The organism is Stygiolobus sp. RP850M (assembly GCF_037389295.1).
Taxonomy (GTDB): Archaea; Thermoproteota; Thermoprotei_A; order Sulfolobales; family Sulfolobaceae; genus Stygiolobus.
Genome location: NZ_JBBHKU010000034.1, coordinates 1 through 22,126, shown reverse-complemented (window position 1 = coordinate 22,126; position 22,126 = coordinate 1). Strand labels below are relative to the sequence as shown.

Annotated in this window: 24 protein-coding genes and 1 pseudogene; 12 read left to right on the top strand and 13 right to left on the bottom strand. The window is 38.5% G+C overall.

Annotated features, from left to right (window positions below):
• The first annotated feature begins 53 nt into the window (after window positions 1–53).
• Window positions 54–536 carry a M48 family metallopeptidase gene (locus tag WIW52_RS03215; protein ID WP_337708588.1) on the top strand — a complete coding sequence of 161 codons (483 nt, stop codon included), beginning with the start codon at window positions 54–56 and terminating at the stop codon, window positions 534–536.
• Here the strand turns inward: WIW52_RS03215 and WIW52_RS03210 are convergent.
• Window positions 533–2,770 carry a DEAD/DEAH box helicase gene (locus WIW52_RS03210; RefSeq protein WP_337708586.1) on the bottom strand — a complete coding sequence of 746 codons (2,238 nt, stop codon included), beginning with the start codon at window positions 2,768–2,770 and terminating at the stop codon, window positions 533–535. The two genes, WIW52_RS03215 and WIW52_RS03210, sit on opposite strands and share 4 nt — an antisense overlap.
• Before the next feature lie 44 nt (window positions 2,771–2,814).
• On the opposite strand from WIW52_RS03210, the gene queC reads away from it, so the two are divergent.
• A complete protein-coding gene (gene queC, locus WIW52_RS03205; protein WP_337708583.1) occupies window positions 2,815–4,206 on the top strand; it encodes a 7-cyano-7-deazaguanine synthase QueC in 1,392 nt (463 codons plus the stop codon).
• Here queC and WIW52_RS03200 read toward each other — a convergent pair.
• A complete protein-coding gene (locus tag WIW52_RS03200) occupies window positions 4,203–4,562 on the bottom strand; it encodes a hypothetical protein (RefSeq protein WP_337708582.1) in 360 nt (119 codons plus the stop codon). The two genes, queC and WIW52_RS03200, sit on opposite strands and share 4 nt — an antisense overlap.
• Window positions 4,563–4,632: 70 nt before the next feature.
• On the opposite strand from WIW52_RS03200, the gene sul7s reads away from it, so the two are divergent.
• The 4 genes from sul7s to WIW52_RS03180 all read left to right on the top strand — a co-directional run bounded on the left by sul7s (window position 4,633) and on the right by WIW52_RS03180 (window position 8,144).
• Window positions 4,633–4,821 carry a winged-helix single-stranded DNA-binding protein Sul7s gene (sul7s, locus tag WIW52_RS03195; protein ID WP_337700172.1) on the top strand — a complete coding sequence of 63 codons (189 nt, stop codon included), beginning with the start codon at window positions 4,633–4,635 and terminating at the stop codon, window positions 4,819–4,821.
• A 64-nt stretch (window positions 4,822–4,885) separates the two neighbouring features.
• On the top strand, window positions 4,886–7,006 hold the full coding sequence (locus tag WIW52_RS03190; protein WP_337708580.1) for a xanthine dehydrogenase family protein molybdopterin-binding subunit: 2,121 nt from the start codon (window positions 4,886–4,888) through the stop codon (window positions 7,004–7,006).
• 3 nt (window positions 7,007–7,009) lie between these two features.
• Window positions 7,010–7,489, top strand: coding sequence for an RNA-binding protein (locus WIW52_RS03185; protein WP_337708578.1), 480 nt, complete (start codon window positions 7,010–7,012; stop codon window positions 7,487–7,489).
• Complete coding sequence (locus WIW52_RS03180; RefSeq protein WP_337708576.1) at window positions 7,461–8,144, top strand: polyprenol monophosphomannose synthase; 684 nt, start codon at window positions 7,461–7,463, stop codon at window positions 8,142–8,144. The genes WIW52_RS03185 and WIW52_RS03180 overlap by 29 nt, the downstream gene beginning before the upstream one ends.
• Here WIW52_RS03180 and WIW52_RS03175 read toward each other — a convergent pair.
• Window positions 8,134–8,448, bottom strand: a complete 315-nt coding sequence (locus WIW52_RS03175; RefSeq protein ID WP_337708575.1) for a winged helix-turn-helix transcriptional regulator — start codon at window positions 8,446–8,448, stop codon at window positions 8,134–8,136. The two genes, WIW52_RS03180 and WIW52_RS03175, sit on opposite strands and share 11 nt — an antisense overlap.
• 60 nt (window positions 8,449–8,508) lie before the next feature.
• Between WIW52_RS03175 and WIW52_RS03170 the strand changes: the two genes are divergently transcribed.
• Both WIW52_RS03170 and WIW52_RS03165 read left to right on the top strand, forming a co-directional pair.
• Complete coding sequence (locus tag WIW52_RS03170; protein WP_337708573.1) at window positions 8,509–9,462, top strand: ornithine cyclodeaminase family protein; 954 nt, start codon at window positions 8,509–8,511, stop codon at window positions 9,460–9,462.
• The gene (locus WIW52_RS03165) at window positions 9,435–10,574 is read left to right on the top strand and encodes an aminotransferase-like domain-containing protein (RefSeq protein WP_337708571.1); all 1,140 of its coding nucleotides are present in this window, start codon (window positions 9,435–9,437) and stop codon (window positions 10,572–10,574) included. Before WIW52_RS03170 ends, WIW52_RS03165 begins: the two co-directional genes overlap by 28 nt.
• Here WIW52_RS03165 and WIW52_RS03160 read toward each other — a convergent pair.
• The gene (locus tag WIW52_RS03160; RefSeq protein ID WP_337708569.1) at window positions 10,571–11,632 is read right to left on the bottom strand and encodes a M24 family metallopeptidase; all 1,062 of its coding nucleotides are present in this window, start codon (window positions 11,630–11,632) and stop codon (window positions 10,571–10,573) included. The genes WIW52_RS03165 and WIW52_RS03160 overlap by 4 nt on opposite strands.
• Before the next feature lie 35 nt (window positions 11,633–11,667).
• On the opposite strand from WIW52_RS03160, the gene WIW52_RS03155 reads away from it, so the two are divergent.
• Window positions 11,668–12,651 carry a histone deacetylase family protein gene (locus WIW52_RS03155; protein WP_337708568.1) on the top strand — a complete coding sequence of 328 codons (984 nt, stop codon included), beginning with the start codon at window positions 11,668–11,670 and terminating at the stop codon, window positions 12,649–12,651.
• Here WIW52_RS03155 and WIW52_RS03150 read toward each other — a convergent pair.
• The 7 genes from WIW52_RS03150 to WIW52_RS03120 form a co-directional block, all read right to left on the bottom strand.
• Window positions 12,648–13,472 (bottom strand): transposase, encoded by an 825-nt coding sequence (locus tag WIW52_RS03150; RefSeq protein ID WP_337708567.1) that lies wholly within the window; start codon window positions 13,470–13,472, stop codon window positions 12,648–12,650. The genes WIW52_RS03155 and WIW52_RS03150 overlap by 4 nt on opposite strands.
• A 34-nt stretch (window positions 13,473–13,506) precedes the next feature.
• Window positions 13,507–14,232 (bottom strand): class II glutamine amidotransferase, encoded by a 726-nt coding sequence (locus tag WIW52_RS03145; protein ID WP_337708565.1) that lies wholly within the window; start codon window positions 14,230–14,232, stop codon window positions 13,507–13,509.
• A complete protein-coding gene (locus WIW52_RS03140) occupies window positions 14,225–14,920 on the bottom strand; it encodes an MBL fold metallo-hydrolase (RefSeq protein WP_337708563.1) in 696 nt (231 codons plus the stop codon). The genes WIW52_RS03145 and WIW52_RS03140 overlap by 8 nt, the downstream gene beginning before the upstream one ends.
• 93 nt (window positions 14,921–15,013) lie before the next feature.
• The gene (locus WIW52_RS03135; protein WP_337708561.1) at window positions 15,014–15,883 is read right to left on the bottom strand and encodes a ribokinase; all 870 of its coding nucleotides are present in this window, start codon (window positions 15,881–15,883) and stop codon (window positions 15,014–15,016) included.
• Window positions 15,880–17,094, bottom strand: a complete 1,215-nt coding sequence (gene thiD / locus WIW52_RS03130) for a bifunctional hydroxymethylpyrimidine kinase/phosphomethylpyrimidine kinase (RefSeq protein WP_337708559.1) — start codon at window positions 17,092–17,094, stop codon at window positions 15,880–15,882. Before thiD ends, WIW52_RS03135 begins: the two co-directional genes overlap by 4 nt.
• 49 nt (window positions 17,095–17,143) lie before the next feature.
• Window positions 17,144–17,752, bottom strand: coding sequence for a CRISPR-associated protein Cas4 (gene cas4 / locus WIW52_RS03125; RefSeq protein WP_337708557.1), 609 nt, complete (start codon window positions 17,750–17,752; stop codon window positions 17,144–17,146).
• A 2-nt stretch (window positions 17,753–17,754) separates the two neighbouring features.
• A complete protein-coding gene (locus WIW52_RS03120; RefSeq protein ID WP_337708556.1) occupies window positions 17,755–18,939 on the bottom strand; it encodes a glycosyltransferase in 1,185 nt (394 codons plus the stop codon).
• Between the two features lie 126 nt (window positions 18,940–19,065).
• Here WIW52_RS03120 and WIW52_RS03115 point away from each other — a divergent pair, with 126 nt between their 5' ends.
• Window positions 19,066–19,323, top strand: coding sequence for a hypothetical protein (locus WIW52_RS03115; RefSeq protein ID WP_337708555.1), 258 nt, complete (start codon window positions 19,066–19,068; stop codon window positions 19,321–19,323).
• Between the two features lie 22 nt (window positions 19,324–19,345).
• Window positions 19,346–20,272, top strand: a complete 927-nt coding sequence (locus WIW52_RS03110; protein ID WP_337708553.1) for an MBL fold metallo-hydrolase — start codon at window positions 19,346–19,348, stop codon at window positions 20,270–20,272.
• Here the strand turns inward: WIW52_RS03110 and WIW52_RS03105 are convergent.
• A complete protein-coding gene (locus WIW52_RS03105; protein ID WP_337708551.1) occupies window positions 20,253–20,984 on the bottom strand; it encodes a VIT1/CCC1 transporter family protein in 732 nt (243 codons plus the stop codon). The genes WIW52_RS03110 and WIW52_RS03105 overlap by 20 nt on opposite strands.
• 64 nt (window positions 20,985–21,048) lie before the next feature.
• Window positions 21,049–21,531 carry an AAA-associated domain-containing protein gene (locus tag WIW52_RS03100; protein ID WP_337708549.1) on the bottom strand — a complete coding sequence of 161 codons (483 nt, stop codon included), beginning with the start codon at window positions 21,529–21,531 and terminating at the stop codon, window positions 21,049–21,051.
• A 418-nt stretch (window positions 21,532–21,949) separates the two neighbouring features.
• Between WIW52_RS03100 and WIW52_RS03095 the strand changes: the two are divergent.
• Window positions 21,950–22,126: pseudogene (locus WIW52_RS03095) on the top strand (IS5/IS1182 family transposase); the annotation flags it as partial.

Genomic DNA, 22,126 nt, shown 5'->3' with positions numbered 1-22,126 from the left:
CCGCGGATCAAAGGTTAAAAATGATTATTTTCGCTTTACTCCCTCTGTTATTATTGTCAGAGAGATTACCGTTACTGGGTTCCAAGTACGTATTTACTGTTAGTGGAATTAAGGTGTATGTAAAAAACTCCGACCTGATAAACGCGTTTATCTTAGGTAAAGATAAGCTAGTAATAACGTCTAAAATTCTAGAAATAGCTCCAAATGAGATAAGAGCGGTACTAGCGCATGAACTCGCACACATGGAGTTGAGGCATTACTTAATAAATAGGGTTTTGTTAGTAGTAACAGTCACAGGAGGGACTATACTAGGCATTTTAAACCAATTTCCCCTTCTCGTGATTTTCCTAATGAGTAGTTTATTAATACAAAGGTATGTACATAGGAAATTAGAACTACAAGCTGACAAGTTGGCAAGTAAAGTTGTGGGAGTTAACGAGATGAGGAGCCTTCTCCTAAAATACGGGGATAAGTCTTCTAATATATTTTCTACTCATCCATCCGTTGTTGCAAGGGTTTCTAACTTGTCTAGTTAGGCAATAGGTTTTCCGAATAATTCGTCGTTTTTCTCCTCTAAGCTTTCTTCGGTTATCGTCTTTATTAACCTAAAGGACTTCCTCCTCGATAAAACCTTATTGTTGTTTCCGCAAAACGGGCTGTAAATGCATTTAGGACAACCGTCCTCGCAATCGCAACTACCCGTAATATCTTTAGCCACTGAATACGCCTCCTCTAGCCTTTCGAATAGTAGCTTAGCTACACCACTTCCTCCAACTACAGAGTCGTAAATGACTACGTGACCACTAGGGTAACTTATTCCCGATAAGTCCGTCATACCAGCTCCAGCTATGACTCTAGCAGCTGATATCAGAACGTGCTCTGTTGCGTGGAATGCTTCCATGGCGTCAATTTCATTGAATTCTGGTAGGATAGGGTGTTTTATTAGTAGTCCTTTAGTCTCGTAAGTGAAAGTTATAGGTTCCTTATAATAGATCTCCTCTCTAGGTCTATCCTTCCTTCCCATTAGGTCGTAGATGGCGTAGCCCTCAACTATTTCCATGATCCTTACATTCCCGTACTTTACGGGTAAACCGTATACTTTCCGTTCTTCAAGAGTCTCGATGGACATTAGGTGAGAAGAATAGATAGGCTTAGTATAATAGTCTAAGTCATCTCTTACTCTTTTAACCACAGCCTTGAGCTTATCTAAATCAATTGACTCTACTACATAGTTATGCTTGGAAATTAAGTAGATCGCTCTTGGATAAAGGTCGAATAATGCGACCGGTAATTCTCTCTCTCCGATAGCTTTTCCGCTCTCGTCGTAGATTCTTATGATAGGTCCGGTAGTCCTTATACGTGAGGATCTCACGAAGGGAAGAAGCCTTTGGGTAGGTAAAATAACCTCTCCTTTAATTATCAATACACCCTCCCTTTCCAATAGTTTGAACGCTTTAAGCCAGTTAGACGGTATGGAGCTCACTGATAATTTACCCTTCTCGAGTAGATATGCTGCCGCGTGGACTTTCAGTACTTCGATATTTGTAGGGTCGAAAGTGAGTGGTATTAATTTTCTCTCGAAGAACTCTTTAGGTCTTCTCAAGTAATAGGAGTCTATCGGGTCATCACCAAGTAAGGTAAAAATGTAACCTATTCTGTTTCTTCTACCTGCCCTACCAGCTCTCTGCAAGTATTTTGTGTAACTGGGAGGATTTTGTGCCATAATAACAGCATCAAGGTCTCCTATATCTATTCCTAACTCCAACGTGGAAGTAGCTACAATTCCCTTAATTCTTCCCTTCTTGATTCCGTCCTCTACAGCTCTCCTTTCCTCCTTACTGATTCCAGCCCTGTGAACCATTATGTCAGCACCGAACCTAGACGCTATCTTTGCGACCAGCTCAGCCATTTGTTGGGAATCTGTAAAAACTAAAACCTTTAATCCTTCTTTTATTAGAAATGAAGCTAAGAATGCTGAGATCGTCCACCTGCTTGCTGAACCTATGTTAAGTAAAGCGTGGATCGCTACCCCCTTTCTCCGGAGGGTTCCCTTTACTATTTCCCCTTCTATCCCAAACAACTCAGAAAACAGATATGGAGAAGCGTCAATGGTCCCGCTAGAACTTACAATCTGAATATCGCCGAACTCTCTCAACCTATCGCTTATCATCCTTATATGTGCTCCTAATACCCCTTCGTAAGCATGTACCTCGTCGAATACGAGCAAGTCCGCACCTCTTACCAAGCTTCTAAACCTATAACTCAAGGAAAGTCCAATGTGTATCATGTCTGGGTTTGTAATTAGTATATCAGGAGGGTCTGTATACATCTTGTCCCTCTCTTTATCGGTAGTGTCTCCGTCGAATACCCCTACACTAATTCCCAAGTCTTTTGAAAACTTCACAATCCTATCTAATTGGTCTCTCGCTAACGCCTTTGTAGGGTAGATAAAGACGCTTCGCTTACCGTTTAGTGCGAACTGTAGCGCTGGGATAAGGAAAGATTCGGTTTTACCCGTTCCAGTCCCAGAAATAATTAGGATACTCTTTCCGTCTAGGATCTTTTTTATCGCTTCCTCTTGAAATTTGAAAAGTTTCTTTATTCCTTTTTTCTTCAGTTCTTCTATTAGTTTGGTGTCTAAGTAAGTTAATTGTTCTACTTCGCTTCCCAAGTCGGGCTCTAGAGCTGTTTCTGTATATACGTGAGCAATTTTTATATTGAAGTAACTAAGCCTTTCCTCGACACGTGATAATAAATAGTCTTGTGACATTTTTCTCACTAACTTTATAAATACCTATAAGCTAAGTGCCTTTAATGTGTAGTGTATCAGGAGTACTTATACTTAAACATGAGAACTACAAGGAGATCGAAGCTAAGCTTATAGAGATTTTGAAGAAAGCTGAAGATAGAGGAAGGGATAGTTTCGGAGTTGCAGTAATTCAGAGTGACGGTAAGACTAAGGTAGTAAAGTCGGTCGGAAGACCTTCGTTAAACGAGGAGAAGTTAAAAGGGATTTTAGATAAAAACAGTAGAGTTGTCATAGCAAATAATAGGGCTGAACCCACAACCGAATATGTAAAGGATAAGAACTATAACGAGATTCAGCCATTTGAAGGAGAACGGTATATCGTTACACACAATGGCATAATTGCTAATGACTCAGAACTCGAAAAGAAGTACAAAGTCAGGAAGCAAAGTAAGATAGATAGCAGTGTTATTCCTCCCATCTTGGATAAGGCATGGAACGGAGACCTTGAAGTCTTGAAAACGATTCTACAAGGTGTAAAGGGCAGCTTTGCTTTCATAATAGGTGACAAGTCAGATCCCAACACGATTTACGTCGCTCAAAACTTTAAACCTGTTTATATGATGTACGATAAAGAATTAGGGGCTATATTCTTTACCTCTTTAGACGAATATTTTAGTATTAAGCCCTTAGACAGTGTCTTTGTCAGGAAGCTAAATCCCTACTCGATTGTTAAAGTATCAAACAATATGGGATTAAAGGAAATCCCGTTGTTAGATGAGAAACCAAGGAAGAAGGCTTTAGTGATAGCTAGTGGAGGGCTTGACTCGACTGTTGCAGCTACCTATTTACTTAAGAATGGATATGAGGTGACTTTACTCCACTTCAATTACCACCACAAAGCCGAGGAAAAAGAGAAAGAGGCAGTGAAGAAGATCGCTGAATTTTTGCAAGTCCCTTACATGATGATAGACACGGATCTTTTCAAGATTGTTGGACACTCGACACTTCTTAAGGGTGGAGAAGAAATAGTGAAGGACAGAAGAGGTGAAGAAGGAGCAGAGTTCGCACACGAGTGGGTTCCCGCTAGAAACCTAGTATTCTTTTCCGTAGCATTGGCTATTGCTGAGGCACATGGATATGATGCAATAGCCTCGGGAATAAATCTCGAGGAAGCAGGAGCTTATCCTGATAACGAGATGGAATTCGTGAGACTTTTCGCTAAACTATCACCTTATGCTACTGGTCCTAACAAGAAAGTTGACGTGTTAATGCCCGTAGGGAATTTAGTAAAACACGAAATAGTTAAGTTAGGTGTAGAGATAGGTGCACCGTTACATCTAACGTGGAGTTGTTATGAGGGTGGCGAAAAACATTGCGGTAGATGTGGCCCATGTTACATGAGGAAAAAAGCGTTTGAAATTAACGGATTAAAAGACCCAGTAGAATATGAAGGTTAAGTGACGGGATTTTTTCTCTTCATAAGAAACATAGTTATGTAGGTTAGGGGAAACACGTAAAATGACAACACCATTAAGATGTCTAAAATGGACAAGTATAATGTTGTGCCAAACTCGTTCAGTGCTCTCAAATGAACTGGATCAGTAGAATTACCTAGAATTTGAATTATACTTAAGACAAATCCCAGAACATCCGAATATTTTATGCCCTTATAAATTAGGTAAGCGGCAATGGTAAGCAAAACTATGTCTATTATACTACCAACAGTGATTAAAAAAGGGACTTTATTGAGCAAGAGTATTGTACCTAAAATTATTGTTACGTCTGAAGCCAGTATAGGAAAATAGAGCTTCATAATTGTTTAATATTTACGCAAGCTCTATTTTATGTGTATTTTTTAACTGTTGTTACTTCTTTACCTTAGCATGAGTTCAGTGAAGGATGAAGTGGAGAGACTAATGAAAGAGAAGGGGTGGATAACCTTTAACGAGCTACTGAAGTTAGTGAATAGACCAGCACCAGAGGTAAACGATGCCCTAATACAGTTAATGAAGGAAAATAAAATAACCAGACATGGTAGGTACTTTCATTATGTTCAAAATTCTTTGAATTAATCGCACTTTCGTTAACTTACTTTAATGCTAGAGTTTTTAATTTACTGACATTTAAAAATATGATATGTACGTTGGTAAACCAATAAAGAGAGTTGAAGATGTAAGGTTAATTACGGGTAAAGGAGTCTACGTAGATGATATCGAATTTCCAGGGATGTTATTTGTTGCCTTTCTTAGGAGCACAGTCCCTCATGCTAGGATAAGGGTTAGGAAAACTCAAGGTGTGTATACTGGTGAGGACATAAATCCTGGAAGGGACTTTCCGATAGCTTCACAAGAGGTTACTTACGTGGGTCAGCCTATTGCGGCAGTAATTGCTAAGGACAGATATGAGGCATATGACATGTTGGAGAGTATTGAAGTTGAGTATGAGCCTCTTCAATATGTCTTGGATCCAGAAGAGGCTTTAAAGGATCATATAAAAGTGTACTCTAAGTTAGAGAGTAACATTGCTTATAAAGAAACATGGAAAGGTGGAGATGTTGAGAAAGCCTTTAGGGAGGCTGACAAGGTAATATCTGGAAGACTTTACAATCAGAGGGTAATCGCTTCTCCTTTAGAAACAAGGGGTGCCGTAGCATATTATGACGGTACCAAGTTAACCTTCTACTCTTCTACACAATCTGCTCATTACTTGAGACGTAATTTAGTAAGCTTCTTAGGAACGGAAAACATCCGAGTTATCCAACCTGACGTCGGAGGTGCTTTCGGAAGCAAGATCATTGCTCATCCGGAAGAGTATGCTTTAGCCAAGTTAGCGATCATTACTAGAAAACCCTTAAAGTGGATCCCTACAAGGACTGAGGAAATGATATCTGCAGGTCATGGGAGAGATAAGTTCCTTGATTTCCAAGTTGCCGTTAAGAAGGATGGGACAATCTTAGGTATAAAGGGAAGATTAGTAGGAAACCTAGGTGCACCGTACTATGACGCAAACGACGATGAGTTAGGTAATGTAAAGAGCTCAGTTAGGATGCTTCCGGGTTTATATAAGCTGATCGGAGCCGAGATTGACGCTTACGCGGTTCACACAAACATAACTCCCACTCAGTCTTACCGCGGTGCAGGTAGACCCGAAGGTACTTACTTTATAGAGAGAATAATGAATATAGTTGCAAACGAACTCGGAATAGACCAATACGAAATCAGGTTGAAGAACGTAATAGACTCGTTGCCTTACAAAAACGTTTTCGGCATTACTTATGATAGTGGTAATGTTAAGAAACTTCTTGAGATCGGAAAGAGTTATTACGAAAAGTTGAAAAATGAGGGCAATGGATGTGTAGGTGTTTCTACATATGTTGAAATCACGGCTTTCGGGCCTTGGGAAGTAGCAAGAATATATGTCAAAAGTGATGGCAAAGTGACTCTTGTAACTGGAACCGGTCCTCATGGTCAAGGAGATCCTACCGCTTTCGTTCAGATTGCTGCAGATGTCCTTCAGTTACCTATGGAAAAAATAGAGATAAGATGGGGTGATACAGAGATTATTGAAGACGGAATAGGTACTTGGGGAAGCAGAACGGTGACAATTGGCGGTTCGGCGGTTATTTTAGTTAGTGAAAAGTTGAAGGCTAAACTAATTGAAATAGGGTCCAAACTTCTCAACGCGGATGTAGAAGAGGTAGAATACACTGAAGGGAAAGTTAGACATAAGAAAGACGGTAGAGAGGTTAAATTTAATGATATAGTCCGGAACGCGTATTCAATGGGTGAAAGTCTCGACTTTACAGCTGTATATAAAGTTAACACACCACCTACAACGCCTTATGGTGTCCATTTAGCTAAGGTAACCGTTGACGAGACGGGTAAGGTAAAGATAACAAAGTATATAGCTATTGATGATGTAGGTGTGGTAATAAATCCCTTGCTAGCAGAGGGTCAGGCTATTGGTGGTATATTGCAAGGAATTTCTCAGGCTATACTTGAAGGGGTTGTGTTTAACGATAATGGGGTTCAGATAAACTCTAACTTTACAGAGTATCCTTTACCTACAGCCGTGGAAGTCCCTGAGATTGAGTGGCATTATATTACCTTCGGTAAGTCTCCGCATCCAACTGGTAGTAAAGGAATAGGTGAGGCTGGAGCGGTAGCTGCGACTCCAGCAATTATTAATGCAATTGAACAATGTATAGGCAAGTATATATACAAAATGCCCGTAAAATTTGAGGATCTGGTGAAGTAAGTCTTGCAGAAGCATATGTTGTCTGAAAAGGATAAGAGGGAGTTTTTATCTAGGGTCAAAGAAAAGTATGGTTGGGAATTGGACGGTAAAGTGGAAATAGGTAAGGAAAAAAAGGAAGTATATTATTTCATAGATGGTTTACTATCTTTCTTCTCAGAAGAACTCATTCCTACAATATGTTTGATACAGAAGTTTAAGTTGAATATATCTTCTGTGACTATTGACGAAGGAGCGGTAAAGCATGTGGTTAATGGTGCTGACTTGTTTGTCCCTGGAATTGTAAGTTACGATTGTGAATGTAAAGAGGGGGATATAGTCTTGGTAAAGACGAAAACCGGTTTACCCGTATCCATAATAAAAGTGGTAATGTCAAAAGAGAAAGCTATGGCTGAAAGGAAAGGAAAGTTTGGAATAAATTTACATTATGTAAGTGACAAAATATGGGAAATGTGCAATGTACGGAGTAGTAGTCCCTACGTATAATGAAGCTGACAACATTAAGGTGTTGATAAAGGAAATCAGGGAGAGGGTAAAGGATGTAGTAATAATTGTAGTTGATGATAATAGTGGGGATAATACGGCAGAAATAGCCAAGCAGATGGGTGCTGTAGTGTTTGTAAGAACGAACGAGAGAGGTCTAGGAAGTGCCTTGAGGTTCGGGTTAAGAAAGGCTGTTGAAATGGGGATGTCACATATCGCTACTATGGACGCAGACCTCAGTCACGATCCCTCTTTTTTACCTTCAATGTTTAACGCCAGTTTGAATGCTGATCTAGTTATAGGCTCTAGGTACATACAAGGCGGAAAGATCGAAAACTGGCCTTTGAAAAGAAAAATCATAAGTAAGGGGGCGAATTTGATCACTAGGATACTTCTTCGTTCTCCAGTTCAGGATAACACTTCGGGTTATAGAGTCTATAGTGCTAAAGCTGTTGAAGTCGTTTCATCTTGCCAGAACGCTGGTGGTTATGAGTTTCAAATTTGTGCTATATACAAAGTGTTGAGGAATAATTTACGGATTGTTGAAGTTCCGATAGTATTCCGAGATAGAGAAAAAGGGAATAGTAAGCTTGATAACGGAAAAATGTTAAGATGGCTTTCTTATGTCATGAAACTATCCTTAGGGCTTACTTCTTAGGGGCTTTTTTAAGTCTTGTTATTTCCTCTTTTAGTTGTTCAATTTCTTTCTTAAGTAAAGTTATTTCGTTATCGTGGATCTCGACAGTCTTCTTTAGATGTTCTACACTATCAGGGTTCTCGTTCTTCAACTTTAGGTTATCATTTTCATCTATTTCTACAAAACCAAGCCGATACAATTCCCTTGCATAACCCTTAGCTGTCTTTGGAGATATTTTAAGTTCTAGGGCTAGATCTTTTAGATTTACAGTTCCCCTTTCTTTTAAAATTGAGATAATATCTTGTAACCTCGGGGTTAATTCCATAATTGAAAAATTATATTAGTTTTACTTTTAAGCAGAAAGGCATAAGATAATAGGGACTAAATGGCATTACTGCTCCGAGAGGATGACGTTGAAAAGGTGTTAAACTATAGGGAAGTTTATGATTCACTAGTCAGAGCTTTTAAACAATTGAATTCTGGTCTCGCCGCTAATACGAAAAGGGTGAGAACGTCTTATCACGGTAGTGTACTGACTTATCAAGCGGGTGGCATAGACAGTTATTTAGGCTTTAAGGTATTTCTCAAAGGTTCTTTCATTTCTATGCTCTTTGACGAGAACGGGGAGTTATTGTTAATAACTGAGGCGGATCTTCTGACCAGAATTAGAACGGGAGTTATTTCAGTAATTGCAGCTGACTATCTAGCAAAACCAAGTTATTCTCACATTACGGTCATAGGTCTCGGGAGACAAGGTCAATTCCAAGTTAGAGCATTTCACGAACTGAAGAAAGGAGTTACTATTAAAGTGTTTAGCAGAGAGAAGCTAGAGTTAGAAGTGAAACAGTTGCTTAAGGACGGCTTTAACGTGATAAAAGCCAAGGATTACAAAGATGCGTGTAAAGATGCAGAAGTGATAGTCACCGTGACGAATTCAAAGGATCCTTTTCTCAAATCTGAATTTCTAGAGAAAGGTGTTCATATTAACGCAATGGGATCTAATTTACCAGAAAGGGTGGAATTATTTCCAGAAGTCCTCAAAGTAGCATCTTTGATAGTTGTTGAAGATCTACAACAAGCTAAGGAAGAGGCGGGGGACCTAATTTTAGCAGATAAAATGAAGATGCTAGACTGGGATAAAGTTGTACCGATTTCTTCCGTTATAGATGGGCAAATAAAGAGGAAAAGCGAGGACGAAATAACAGTTTTTAAATCCTTAGGGATAGGGCTGGAAGACGTAGCGGTTATGAAAGTATTATATGAAAAAGCTAAGAAAATAGGCTTGGGTACAGAGATAGTGGTGAGGGGTAGATGGTCTCCAGAATCGGAAAAGAAATAGAATTGTCGCCAGTAGAATTAGGCTCACAAACAGCTAAGAAGGTTGAGATAAACTTAGCTAGTGGGACGCCAGATCCAAGAGTTATGCCTCTGAAGGAAATAAAGGAAGCTTATGAAGAAGTAATTGATGAATACGGAAGTAAAGTTCTCTTTTACCCTGGTGCTGGTGGTCAAGAGGAGTTAATAAAGGAAATAAAAAACATCTTATTACCGTCTCTCGACTTATCAGCCAAAGAAAGCGAAATAGTAGTTACGAGCGGAGCTCAACATGCTATGGAGTTATTAGCTAAGTACTTCCTCGAAAACGACACAATAGCCGTGGAAAACCCTACTTTTGTCGAAACCTTTACTCCTCTTAAGCTGAGAAGTAATGTAGTAGTTCCAATTTCTTTAGACTCAAACGGAATTAATGTCGATGAACTTGAGATGTTATTGAAGATAGTGAAGATAAAGCTCCTTTATGTTATACCAAATTGTCATAATCCTGCAGGAGTTAACTTATGTGAGGAGAGAAGGAAAAAGTTAGTGGAGCTGGCAAGTAAATACGATTTTTATATCCTTGAGGATGATCCTTATAAGCCCATAGCTGGAAGTACTCCAAAACCTATCAAGTATTTCGATAAAGAAGGTAGGGTTATTTACATCAGTTCCTTCAGTAAAATAATAGCCCCTGGATTAAGGATAGGGTTTGTTATAGCTAGGGAGGATATATCACAAAAACTGGCTTTACTGGAGCAAATGGACTTCTCAACTTCTACGATAAATCAATACGTTGTAGCTAGGCTTATAAGAAAAGGTATCGTGACAAGTAGGATGAAATCGTTATCGGAGCATTACAGAAAGAAGATGAGTGTCCTTACAGATTCGCTTCAAAACGAAGGTTTTAAAGACTTTGACCCTCCAAAATGCGGGTTCTTTCTACTATTAGACTTAAAGAAGGACTCATGGAAAGTGTTTTTAGAAGCGGTGAAACTAGGGCTCAGCTTCGTTCCGGCAAAGCCTTTCTTCTTAATAGGTGGTGAGACGATGGCTAGGTTAAGCGTATCTGTAGCTACAGAGGAACAAATAGTTGAAGGTGTAAAGAGACTTAAAAAAGCATGGTTATACGCTTAGATCCTAAATATCTCTTTCTCGAGCTCATTCATGATTACAGACTTTCCGTTTTTAATGTAAACCATATCTTCAATCCTTATGCCGAACTTTCCAGGAAGGTATATCCCAGGCTCGATAGTAAACGTCATGTTATTTTGTAAGTTTCTCTTGTTGTCAGGAGATATATAAGGTTCTTCATGAACGTCTATTCCTATGCCGTGCCCAGTTCTATGAATAAATTTGTCTCCATATCCGTAGTAAGATATTATTCCTCTAGCAATCTTGTCAACTTCGCAAGCTTTTATACCTTCTCTTGTGGATTCTTCAGCTTTCGCTTGAGCTTCCTTGACTACCTCATAAATCTTCTTTACTTCCTCGGTAGGAGTTCCTAAAAAGGCGACTCTCGTAGTATCTGTTGAGTATCCTTTGTATTTCACGCCAAAGTCGAATATTATAACCTCACCGTTTCTAACTTTCTTACTGGTAGAACGGAGGTGGGGCATCGATGTATTGCTCCCGGAAGTTATGATAGGTTCGAACGAATATCCGTCAGCTCCGTTTTCGATAAACCTGTGCACTAAGTATGTAGAGATTTCTCTCTCCGTCATTCCCTCTTTTGCTATTTCTAATGTCTCAAGGAAGGACTTTTCGGCGATCTTAAGCCCCTCTTTCATAATGGCGATCTCCTCATCATCTTTAATTATTCTTACCTCTCTCATTATATTACTAGCCTTTATTAGGCGAGAAGGAGAAAACGAATCTAAAATGTCTATGGTGAAGGCAGACCATAGCGTGTCGTCAATAGCTATACTTTTACCTTTCTCTATATTCAGCTTTTTGTAGGGGTTTTCTCCATCGTTATAAGAAACCACGTTAAAGTTCAGTTTTTCAAGTTGTTCCTCGTAAATTTTCGGAGCTAAAAAGTAAGTGTCCCATTGACTAATGATAAGAAATAAAGGCCTTTCCATCTGTTCTTCTGAGAACCCACTTAAATAGAACATATTACTTCCGGGACCTAGCAACATGTAGTCAACGTTGTTTTTAACCATTAACTCCTTTACTTTTGCCACTCTATTCATACACTTTTATTCTCAGGGAGAAAGTATTAAAGTAAATGAAAATACCACTAGTTTATTCCGAGACATATCTTCTTCATCAACATCCCTCTAGTCACGCTGAGAATCCCGAAAGATTAAAGACTGTGTTGTCAGTCCTGAAAGAGAATCCTATTATCTCTCCAGAGCAAGTAGGTGAGGACGAGCCAAAAGTCGTTCATGACGATAACTACGTAAATCTAGTAAAATTATCTTCCAAGAGAGGAGAATGGTTAGACGCCGATACATATACTAACGAACACACGTGGAATTCTGCATTGTTAGCGTTAGGCGGAGCGTTAACAGCATACAAAAATAAGGGTTTTGCTTTAGTTCGCCCTCCGGGTCATCACGCGGGTAAATCAGGTAGAGCTTTAGGAGCACCTACTTTAGGTTTTTGTATCTTTAACAACATAGCTTACCCCATCTTGAAATTGAAGTTGAAAAGAGTAGCCATTATAGACTTTGACGTTCACTATGGCAACGGTACACAAGAAATCTTCTGGGAGAACCCAGATGTCGTGCACATAGATATTCATCAAGATCCTCATACCCTTTACCCTGGGACCGGTTTTCCTGACATGATAGGTGGGGGAGAAGCTAAAGGTACAAAGGTTAATCTCCTTTTACCACCACTGGCTGGGGATGATCTATATGAGGATTTATTCCCTATAATCCAATCAATATTAGACGACTTTAAACCGACACTCATAGCATTTTCAGCCGGTTTTGACGCCTTCGAAGATGACGGATTGGCTAGTATTAGGGCTACCGAAAGGACTTATAATGCGTTAGGGTTGTTAGGACTTAGAAACAAGTTTTACGCCGTATTAGAGGGTGGGTATAGCGTAGGTTTGAAGAGGGGTATAAAGGCTTTCGTAGAGGGGTTAGAGGGTGAGAAAAAGGACTATGTTGGTACTAAAAGTGCTGATAGAACGAGAAGTAAATTTGCGGAATTCCTCTCTACAGAAAAAAGGATCTTAAGGGAGTACTGGAAGATCTAGCATTGGTAGTAGCACTGAAGAGCTAAATTATAAGCTGCGTTATAATCTCTTTCGGACTTATATCCACAGGAAGGACATACGAATAAAGGTCCCATTATTTCTCCTTTCTTATATCCGCACTTAGAGCAGATCTTGCTTGTATAAAACGGAGATAACCTCCTATACCTAATTCCAGCATTGTACAGCCTTTCTTCCAACATCTCCTCAACTGCTCTTAGGGCTTGGCCTGCCTTACCTTCAAATAGTTTTAAGTCTTCTAATGCCACGACTTTTGGCTCAAGTTCATCTATAAACTTTACTGCCTCATCTACGATTCCTTTTATTTTCGATCTTATGTTTTTAAGTTCTGGCAAACCTTGTGGATCTCCTAAAATTTTAATCATTTCGTTTATTATGACTTCATTACCCCAGTACCTTACTTTCCAAGCTGTCGTCCCCCTGATTGCCACGATAGTAAACAAATGTCTTACACCGATATCCACACCCACAACTGTCTTTGGCTTTTCATAAGCAAGGTATACTTTGATTCCGTCTGTGAAATCCACTATAGCGTAGAGAGGTATTCCTTCTCTATCGGACTTAACTAGAGCGTTAACTTCAGCTATCTTGATTAAATTTCCGTTGTTTATCACCTTCAGCGGTCCATATCTTATTTCGTTAGACTGTAGAGCTTGATAGTACAACTCTTTAGGAATATCCCTAGGAGGTGGTCCGTCTTTCACTATTTTAGCATAAGCTCTGGCGAATTGGATTGAGCTATATATTGTTTTTAGCTTACCATAGTCTAAAATTTTAGCTTCAACTATCTCCTCTTTTGGCATAAAATAAATTTCTCATCTAGTTTATTTAAATTCTTTAATCATTTAACAATCTGATTACTCTTCCCAATTCAACACTTTCGACATCTCTATTAAGATAATATCCTACCGTAGAAGAGAAGACGTAATTTCCGTACTTGTACACTTTATAATATTCTTCCATCTCTTTAATCCTCTCCTTATTATAGTAATGAGCGAAGTAGACTACCGGTCCCTCTATTTCGTTAAAAGTAAGGAGAGCCGAATTTAAGCTTGAAGAGAACTTACTTAAATTATCTATTACTTGTTTGTAAACTATTTCTATCCCTTGTTGAGAGCTCTCTAAGGCCTTAACTAACTCCAGAAAGAATAGATAGCTATCCGTACTAGGGTAATCTGGCTGGCTGAAAGCCTTCCTGTTTATTGAACCGTTATGAGCGAAGTAAAGGTCATGGGTCTTAGTTTTCATGTGGTAGGGGTGGTTATACCTTAACCCTATAAGGAATTCTTTCCCAGCCTTTCTGGCGTGGATTATACCGGTAACCCTATCACCTTTTAGTAAGTTCACGATGTTGTAAAAGAACTCATCCTCGTATATTGGTTCCGGAGATTTATAATAGACTAGCTTGTGTTTACCGTTTATTTCAATTATCGCCGATATTCCCCAACCGTGAGAATGTGAGATATATTTAAAATAAATGTCATTTTTAGCAGCATTTACGAAGGCCTTAATCACTTCTAACTCGACTTTCTCTTTTACGTCGAATGCCAGTAATCTACACATCCATTATAAAACCATCAAAAGCTATATTATATCCTTTAGCCAATTTTTTGATTTCATCTTCTATTTGAGCGGGAATGTGAGTGAGAATTAGTTTCTCTTTCGGAAAAAGCTCCATGAGTTGTTTAAGGGACGTATGCCCCCATTTTGAACAATCGTCTATACAACTGCTTTCGTGGATTACTAAGTCTACTTTTTCGGACTCTTTAAGAATGTCTTCACAAGGTTCAGCTGTGTCACCAGTGTAAAGTATTTTCTTCTTACCGTCGGAAATTACATACGCTACATCATATATGCTATGACATCCTTTTACAGAGTAAACTTGAAGTTCACCTACTTCCGCCGAAGGTAAATCAGATTCTATTACTTCAGCGTATATGTTATTTCCGCTTTTTATATACGTGTTAAGGACTTCCGTGAGCCCCTTAGGGGAATATATTCTCAAAGTCTGTAATCCCTTCAGTTTTCTCTGGACTAGATGGTCGAAAATTCCGTTAAAGTGATCGATGTGTAAGTGTGTAATGAATAATGTCGAAAAGTCCAGTAATCCTATATCTTCTAACTTAAAATTAGCCCCAGTACCCATGTCTAAGACTACGGAATTTTTTTCTCCCTTTACGTAAATACCCGCTTTCATTCTCTTGCTCCCGAAGGTGGCTCCAGCACCAGTCCCTAAGAATATGATCTTCATTTCACATCATCTCGTTCTTCAATACTTACCAAATCATCACAACATAAACCTATACACTTGTGCCCTTCTTCTTTTTCCTCGGTTTTCTTGATTCTAAGCTTCTTCCTCAATTAAACTTTTCACCTCCTCTAACCTAGGACCTAAAGCTCCAATCTTGGTGGTCGAATACGCTGCAATTATGTTAGCTATTCTTACTGCCCTCTCAATTTCATAACCTTTTTCTAAATACACAGCCAACGTCGCGTTAAATACATCACCAGCACCAGTTGTGTCAATAGCGTTAACCTTCATTGTTTCCACTCTTATTCTCTTATTCCTCATCCCTATTAATGCACCTTTTTCTCCTAATGTTATTATTACAGCCTTTTTTACTTTTTTTAACAACACTTCGATACCGTAATCTAGATCGTCAGCACCACTCAACTCTTTAAATTCCACTTCATTGGGAGTGAGGATGTCTACATAGTCCAGGATTGAAATATCGTTAAGAGTCGCAGGAGCTGGATTTAAAATTCTCAATCCGTTAAACTCTCTCAAAGCCTTTCTCACAGTGTCTTCCCTTATTTCTAACTGCGTTAGTACCACTTCACCTTTTAATTCACTGTTTAAGTCTTCAGGTACAAGAAAGATATTCGCCCCTCTGTTTACCACTATCATATTCTGACCGTTCTCGTTTACAATAACATATGCTGAGCCGGTAGGTGCATTCTTTATTTTAACATATCCCACGTCTATCTTTTCGTCTTCCCAAAAGCTTATTGCCCTTCTGCCGTACTCATCATTACCTACAGCCGCAATCAATTTAACTTTAGCTCCTAATCTTGATGCCGAGACAGCTTGGTTAGATCCCTTACCGCCGTGGCTTATATAAATGTCTTTGACGAAGACAGTCTCTCCTTCTTCAGGGAATTTATCTACCTTTAAGATGAAGTCCACGTTATAACTTCCAACGATAGTTATCATTTTGTCAAAGCCCTCAATTTGCCTATTAATTCCTCGCAATTATAAGCTGTCAGATAAGCTCTTCCACCTTCAATTATCACATCCCCGGTCTTACCACTGGTAGTAGGTATTATTTTTCCTTCTTCAGCTTTTTTCAATAGACGATCTGTAACCGTTAAGGATAATACTATCTTTTTGTTATGCTTTCTAGCTACTTCAGTAACTTTATTGTTTATATTAACTAATATTGGTCCGTCAAGTTTTAGCTTATCAAGGTATCTGATTATCCCTCCAGCAAGGCTCGCAATATCTCCGTAACTTGTTGCTACTGCAAGATTCGACTTATCCTCCTCATCTAATAAAGTAGTAATTAACTCTGGTTCCTTTTCAATGTTCCATAGTATTTTCTCAATAGTACTTCTTGCTTGCTCTCTCTCTACAATTCTTTCTATAGGGGCGAAGGGATCTACCGGACCGTGCCCTTTTCCTAGGGATAGTGAGAACTTTATGCTTTCATTAACATAATTTTTAGCTAGCCTCACGGCGTTCTCTAAGGTCTCTCCTTTAGCCAGATAGGCTGTAATTGCGGCTGAGAACACGTCTCCGCTTCCATGTGTGTTAGTAGTATTTACCTCTTCTCCCCTTAGGGTTATTACGTTTCCGTTAATTATAGCAGCATCAACTCCCCCTAAAGTAGATCCTCCTTTAACAACAACGTTCACGCCGTGTTCCTCATAGATTTTTTTCGCAGCTTTCATCAAATCTTCTATACTATTTATCTTCTGGGACGTGAGCTTCTCAGCTTCAAACTTGTTAGGTGTCGTAATGAGGGAATGTTTCATAAGGCTTTTCAAAGCTTCAACAGTGTCCTCAGTTACGAGTTGATCTCCGCTCTTGGCTACCATCACTGGGTCTAAAACTAGTTTTATTGAATACTCCAAGACTTTTTTCTCTACTAGTTTAACTATTGAAGAGTTAGCTAGCATACCTGTCTTAGCAAATTGAGGTGAAAGATCTTTCATTACTACGTCAAACTGTGCTTCTATGAAATCTAAAGGTACCTCTAAGACTTTATAGACTCCTTGAGTGTTTTGAGCTGTCAGTCCAGTAATAATTGTAGTTCCGAAAACTCCTAAAGAAGTGAAGGTTTTTAGATCTGCTTGTAACCCAGCCCCTCCACCAGAATCGCTTCCAGCTATAGTCATTACGGTAGGTCTTTTTCTGGTTTCCATACTATGTAAAAACTCTGGCAATCAAAATATAAAATAATAACAGACGTTTTCACTTGTTTTTCCTAGACTCTGGGCATATTACGTTAAAGATGCAATAACTGCATTCCCAGTTATATCGGGGGGTTTTCAGCAATTTGATTGTCTCCTCTACAAGTCTTATCACTTCGTCGTCCTCAGCCTTATTACGGATACTGTATTCCGTTACTCTATCCGGGGTAATGTAGACTAAGATCCCTTCATTAGCGTCGAAAAGCCACAAGTATAACCTCAACTGCTGTTTATGATGTTCTAACGGTAAGCCTTTATCAGCTCTAGCTGTTTTAATCTCTATAACTATTTTCTTTTCTCCCTCGATGATCGCGTCTGCTCTACCTTTTATTTTGTACACGTCTTGAGCTAATGTAACTTGCTTCTCACTTTCTACTTCCAACTTTGCATTAAATTTCTCAGCTAGGAATTTCTCCAGCCCTTCGTGGACTAAATCCCCGAGAATTGTAGACGGTTTAATCGACTCTGCTATTAAAAGTTCCTTATATTTTTCTTCGTATTTTATCTTAAGAGCACATCTAACTAGATCTGTGACGTATAATGCTTTATCCTCACGCTTATGTGATAATGTGTCATTGATTTTTGAATTAACTAACTCATCTATTATCATCTCTAGACCTCCGATGTTATTTTTCCACTCCTCTCCGTCTTTATCCAGACCTTAGGTGCTCTGACGATTTCCATAAACAGTGCTGTTAAATTTAAGAGAACAACAAAATTCATGTAAATGAGTGATAATATTGAGTAATAGAATTCAATAAGATGTTTTCTTGAAATAGTGACGGTTACTATGAAGGAGATAAACGAGGCTGCTGAAACGAAGGATGCAGCTATAACAAACAGAGATGTGGAGTAGATTAACACTAATGAATAATTAACTAAATTCAATACCATTAATAAAGGCGTACCTATAAGTAAGAATCCGTCTATTATTTTAGGGTCTAGTTTTTTGCCTTGGGGCAATCTTATCGTTACTTCGAAATGTCCCCTATACCATCTTAACCTTTGTTTGACCAACCATCTTAGGCTGGATGGTACTTCTCGCCAGGCTATTATCATAGGGTCATATTTTATTTGAAAACCTCGAGAGATTAAGGATATACTTAAGTCAAGGTCCTCGGTTAAGGTGAACTCATTCCACCCTCCTATTTTCTCCAGCGTTTCTTTCCTTATGAAAGTACAAGTCCCTTCAAGGGGCACAAATAAGCCCAAGCGTGCCCTACCGGCAATAGAGTATTCGTGGAAGAGTTCTTCAATACTCGCAAACCTTGTCACAATATTTTCCGTTACGTTAATCGGTATTAGTTTCCCTTGTACAGCAACCACCTCATTCTTATCAAACCAAGAAGATGCTTGGTTTAAGACATCTAATTTCGGAACTGTATCGGCATCAAAAATTCCTATAATTTCATTATTGGCTATTTTTAATGCATAATTCAAAGCCCTACTTTTCCCGTTAGGTACTTTAGGCTGATCTAACTTAAGACATTTTATGAAATCTCTACTGTAAGTTTCTTCGTATTGTTTACATACTTCATACGTTTTGTCAGTAGAACCGTCCTCAACTACTATTATTTCGTATTTGGACTTATCGTACTCTTGGTTTATCAACCTATCTAGAAGTCGCGGTAGGACTTTTTCCTCGTTTTTAGCGGGTATAATAATAGAAAATGTCTTGCCAGAATAGTTCGTGTATTTCGTAGGAGACCATGTGAAACCATACATCGCTAAAAGTGAATTATAAACACTCCAGCCTGAGACTAAGATACTGAATATGGCAATGATGTCATCTAGCATTAATTAAACACTGTCTTATCTTGTTTAAAATTCTTTTGTAAGGTAATACACATGGGTCTTATTACGTTAAAATACCTTGATACGATGCGTTCTCCTTTAAATCGTTTCCCCACACAGATCATAAGTATGAAAAACACGTTTAAAGAGATATTAGGGGATTATGAAGTAAAGGGAGGAACAGTCCAAGCTGTAGGGAAATTTATTGCCTTCGGACTTGACGATCCTTTTCACATAACTACTATCTCTGGATTTACAATTTACGGAATAGGTAAGTTAATGGAAAGACGCACTAACTACGGGCTCAGACTGGCGTACAGAGATATACAAGAGATGAAAAGATCTTTAAGGGAAGCAATAATGGACATAACCACAATGAGATTTTAATCCTTGAGAGAAGAGTAAAGTTATGGAAGTTAAACCGCTAGCCTTTGAAAGCTTAGGGGTAAGATCTCAAGCTACACTTATAGAGACTAAAGACGTAAGAATTCTGGTAGATCCTGCTGTTTCACTTGCTCCGAGGAGGTATAATCTACCCCCTCATCAATTAGAAGTTGACAGACTAGGCGAGCTAGCTAAAAAAATCTTTGAGGTTTCTAAAGATGTTGATGTAATCATTGTTACACATTACCATTATGACCATCATGATCCAGGGTACGTAATTCCTATTGATATTTACGACAAAAAAGTACTTTTTATCAAAGACCCTCAGAATAACATAAACCCTAGCCAAAAGTTCAGAAGAGCTCCTAGATTTCTAAAATCTATTAAAGATAGACCTAAGGTAGTTGAGAGTGCGGATGGGAAAGAGATAAGGTTCGGCTCTACGATGATAAAGTTTTCTCCTGCTGTTCCTCATGGTGCTGATGAAAGACTTGGCTATGTGGTTCAGATTGCAATTAATGATAAGGACGGAACAGTTCTCTTCACCTCTGACATTGAGGGTGCACCAAAGGAAGGACATGTGAGATTTATCAACGAGGTTAAGCCTAACTTTCTAATTATAGATGGACCATTAAGCTATTTATTAGGTAGAGCATTATCCCAAGAAGAATTAGACATTGAAATAAAGAATCTAGAAAATATAGTTAAAAACGGTCTTCAATATGCTATTATTGATCACCATGTTTTACGTGATCTTAATTACGAAAACATACTTAAACCAGTGAAGGAAGTAGCTAAGTCAGTAGGATGTAGGGTAATCACTGCTGCAGAGTACTTGTCAATAGAGCCTATGATCTTGGAGGCTAGGAGAAAAGAGCTTTTCCAAAAAGATAACAGACCGGCTAAAATACCTAGAAATCTAGCAAAACTTCTTACAGCGGGAGATTCGTGAGAGGTAAGAAGTGAGCTAGTATTAGTCCGCCTGCGTAGCTTCCCGCCAAAGCTAACATACCCGTTGCTATTTGCTCAAAAGCTCCCCTATATTTACTGAGTCCAGTATACTTTGAAGACATAGAACCGAAAATGCCCAACGTTATTGCTATTAACACTACTGAACTGACTACGTCATAGATGAAGGGAATCTTGAAGAATAGTGACAGAATAAAAGGAAATAATGGGATTATTGAACCAATTGTTAAGTATAGAGACATTAATAGTCCTAATTTCACTGGACTCTCGTATCCTTCTGGGAACAGTTTAAGCTCATGGATTAACATTTCGTTTAGTACCATATTCTTGTTTTTCATTAGTCTAGTTGAGATTTCTTCAGCTTCCTCTTCTGGCAGACCTTTTTGGATGTAAAATTGCTTCAATTCCTCCTTCTCTTTTTCAGGGTAATGTTCTATTTCAAAGCTTTCTTTTTTAATTTCATTTTCTATGATTTGCATCCTGACTCTCGTAGAGATGTATTCTCCTATACCCATGGAAAAAGCTTGACCTATAGATGCAATTAACCCCGTAACAAGGACTAGTAACGGGTCTTGAGAATAACCTGCAGCACCTATAGCAATTGAACCAACACCTATAAGCCCGTCTTGGATTCCGAAAACTCTGGTCCTAAAAGTGTCTGCCTCGTTAGTATAGTGTATTACCGGCTCTTCCATGTTTAATTTGTTTGTTAAAAAAATCTTTAAACCCTTCTTGGATTACGAAAAATCGTAATGTAATTTATACCTTAACTATGTAGTGATCTCCTTCTCTTGCTAGAAATCCTGAGTATATACCCCACTCAACTAAAATGATCTCTAAATCGTTGTATCCCGTAGGGCTGCTATAAATTGTGATCCCCTTATCCTCAAGTTTTTCTAGCAACTCTTTTACAGTGAAAGATTTAAGTTCCTTAGCCGTCGAAAAAGGCTCGAGCCTATCTATTGACTCTCTCAGCAACTCCTTTCTCTTCTTGAGATTTGCCTTAAGAAAATCCAGTCCTTTATCTGTAATTATTACATCACCTTCAGCTAAATTTATAAAGCCCATCGTATTTGCTGCATAAAGGATTGGCATTAGTTCGTCCATATCTACTTCTAACTCTTTCTCAAGTATGTATATATCCACTTTATCATTAAAGGTATTATGTAAAGTAGTAAGCAAACCTAACAAATCTGCAACTCTAGCATCGGGATGAATAACCTTATATGTACTTGTAGCCATATACCCTTAGAATAGGTATTGTTAATAAAAACTTTATTTACATTAACATTCAATAACATGGTTGCTCCAAGTATTAAAAATATATTATCTTTCATTGTTATTGCGGTAGTTAACAATGTTTAAGCTAGAATTGTAACGATCATCTAGATTTTTATTAGTGGATTAAAGTTCTCGTTGTATGCTTAATATCAGAATATGATTTAACATATTCAATTCTAAATTCAATTCTAAAAAGAAAAAATTTATACTTCCATCACATATATACGTTGATGGACGAGCCTTTACTATATTCACAGTTATCATTAACAAGAAGAAGTTCATCCTTACCAAAGATTATTAAAGTTGATCCTTATTCCTGCTTTGTGGACTACTTCAGAATTATACAAAAATTTATAAAAAATAATTACGAGTATTACCCATGGGAAAGAGTAAGTACAAGAGGGATTGGCACAAGTACGACGAGAACGTTATAATGAGATATACCCTAATGTTCCCCTTCTACGTCTTCGAACACTGGTGGGATCTACTAGCAGAGGAGAATAGACATGCAAAGAAAACCTACAAGGCACCAAAGGAGTTCAACGAATTCCTAGCA